Raw genomic sequence first — 1,880 nt, forward strand, 5'->3', positions numbered from 1 at the left:
CAGTCGCTCGATGGAGACCTGCTCGGCCACGGCCATGAAGCGGGCACGGCGTTTCTCGCGCACGGCGTCGGGCAGCGCACCCGGCAGCTCGTGGCGGTGGCGCCATCCACCGCGAAATAGCGAAAGCAGCCGGCCCGGTCGATCTGGGCCTCGCGCAGGAAGTCCAGCAGGTACTGGAACTCTTCTTCGGTCTCTCCCGGGAAGCCGGCGATGAAGGTCGAGCGGATCACGATCTCCGGGCACAGCTCGCGCCAGCGCAGGATGCGCTCGAGGTTCTTCTCGCCGCTGGCCGGGCGCTTCATGCGCTTCAACACATCCGGGTGGGCGTGCTGGAAGGGCACGTCCAGGTAGGGCAGCACCAGGCCCTCGGCCATCAGCGGGATGACCTCGTCCACATGCGGGTAGGGGTAGACATAGTGCATGCGCACCCAGGCGCCGTGTTCGCGGGCCAGCTCGCCCAGCTTGGCCGCCAGGTCCAGCATGCGGGTCTTGACCGGCGCGCCGTTCCAGAAACCGGTGCGGTACTTCACGTCCACGCCGTAGGCCGAGGTGTCCTGGCTGACCACCAGCAGCTCCTTCACCCCGCCCTCGAACAGGGCCCGGGCCTCGTTGAGCACATCGCCCACCGGGCGCGAGACCAGGTCGCCCCGCATGCTGGGGATGATGCAGAAGGTGCAGCGGTGGTTGCAGCCCTCGCTGATCTTCAGGTAGGCGTAATGCTTGGGCGTGAGCTTGATGCCGGCGGCCGGCACCAGGTCCACGAAGGGGTCGTGCGGCTTGGGCACGTGCTGGTGCACCGCGTCCATCACCTCCTGGGTGGCGTGCGGGCCGGTCACGGCCAGCACCTTGGGGTGCACCTCGCGCACCATGTTGCCGCCGTCCGCGCCTTCGCGCGCGCCCAGGCAGCCGGTGACGATGACCTTGCCGTTCTCGGCCAGGGCCTCGCCGATGGCGTCCAGGCTCTCCTGCACGGCGTCGTCGATGAAGCCGCAGGTGTTGACGATGACCAGGTCAGCGCCCTGGTAGGTCTTGGCGGTCTTGTAGCCTTCGGCCGAGAGCTGGGTGAGGATCAGCTCGGAATCGGTCAGCGCCTTGGGGCAGCCCAGGCTGACGAAGCCGATGGTGGGGGCGTCGCCGGGGGTGTTCGGGGTGGTGGCGGCGGTGTCGGGTGCGGAGCTCATGGGGCGGGATTGTCTCAAACCCGCCCCAGCCCCGGTGCGTGAACTACTTCTGCGCCGGCGGCGGCGGGAAGCCGCCGAACAGGCTCCCGGCCTGCTTCTGCATCTGTTCCTGCATCTGCTGGAAGAGCTGCTGCGACTGCTCCAGGTAGCTGCCCATCAGGCCCTGCATCACCGGGGCCTGGCCGCTCATCAGTTGGGTCCACATCTCGGGCGTGAAGCTCTTGGGGTCGTACAGGCCGCTGGCCTGCTCGGCCAGCCGGCCCTGCATGTCCACGAAGGCCTGGAGGTTCTTCTCCAGGTAGTTGCCCATCACGCCCTGCATGGCGTGGCCATAGAAGCGGATGATCTGCGCCAGCGAGCGGGCGCTGAACATGGGCATGCCACCCGCCTCTTCCTCCAGGATGATCTGCAGCAGGATGCTGCGGGTCAGGTCCTCGCTGGTCTTGGCGTCCCGCACCTCGAACTCGATGCCGTCCAGCACCATCTGCTTGACGTCGGCCAGCGTGATGTAACAGCTGGCCTGGGTGTCGTACAGACGCCGGTTCGGGTACTTCTTGAGGATGCGCAGGGCGGCGGTCGAGGCCGCGCCAGCGGCATCCTTGGGCTCTTGCGTCATAAGGCGGCGGGCTCCGATGGGTGGGTGCCCCGCGAGGGGCAGGGTTTCAATCGATTCTAGTGGTCACCCTGGCGTCCAGCCCC

General features: G+C 67.7%; 1 protein-coding gene and 1 pseudogene. Both read right to left on the minus strand.

Features of this window, described 5'->3' with window-relative positions; translation table 11 throughout:
- Window positions 1–1,181 (minus strand): annotated as a pseudogene (gene rimO / locus I73_RS25810) (30S ribosomal protein S12 methylthiotransferase RimO); the annotation flags it as partial.
- A gap of 43 nt (window positions 1,182–1,224) precedes the next feature.
- The gene (gene phaR / locus I73_RS03930; RefSeq protein ID WP_022979421.1) at window positions 1,225–1,797 is read right to left on the minus strand and encodes a polyhydroxyalkanoate synthesis repressor PhaR; all 573 of its coding nucleotides are present in this window, start codon (window positions 1,795–1,797) and stop codon (window positions 1,225–1,227) included.
- Window positions 1,798–1,880 lie beyond the last annotated feature (83 nt).

This window comes from Ideonella sp. B508-1, assembly GCF_000333615.1.
GTDB lineage: Bacteria > Pseudomonadota > Gammaproteobacteria > Burkholderiales > Burkholderiaceae_C > Ideonella.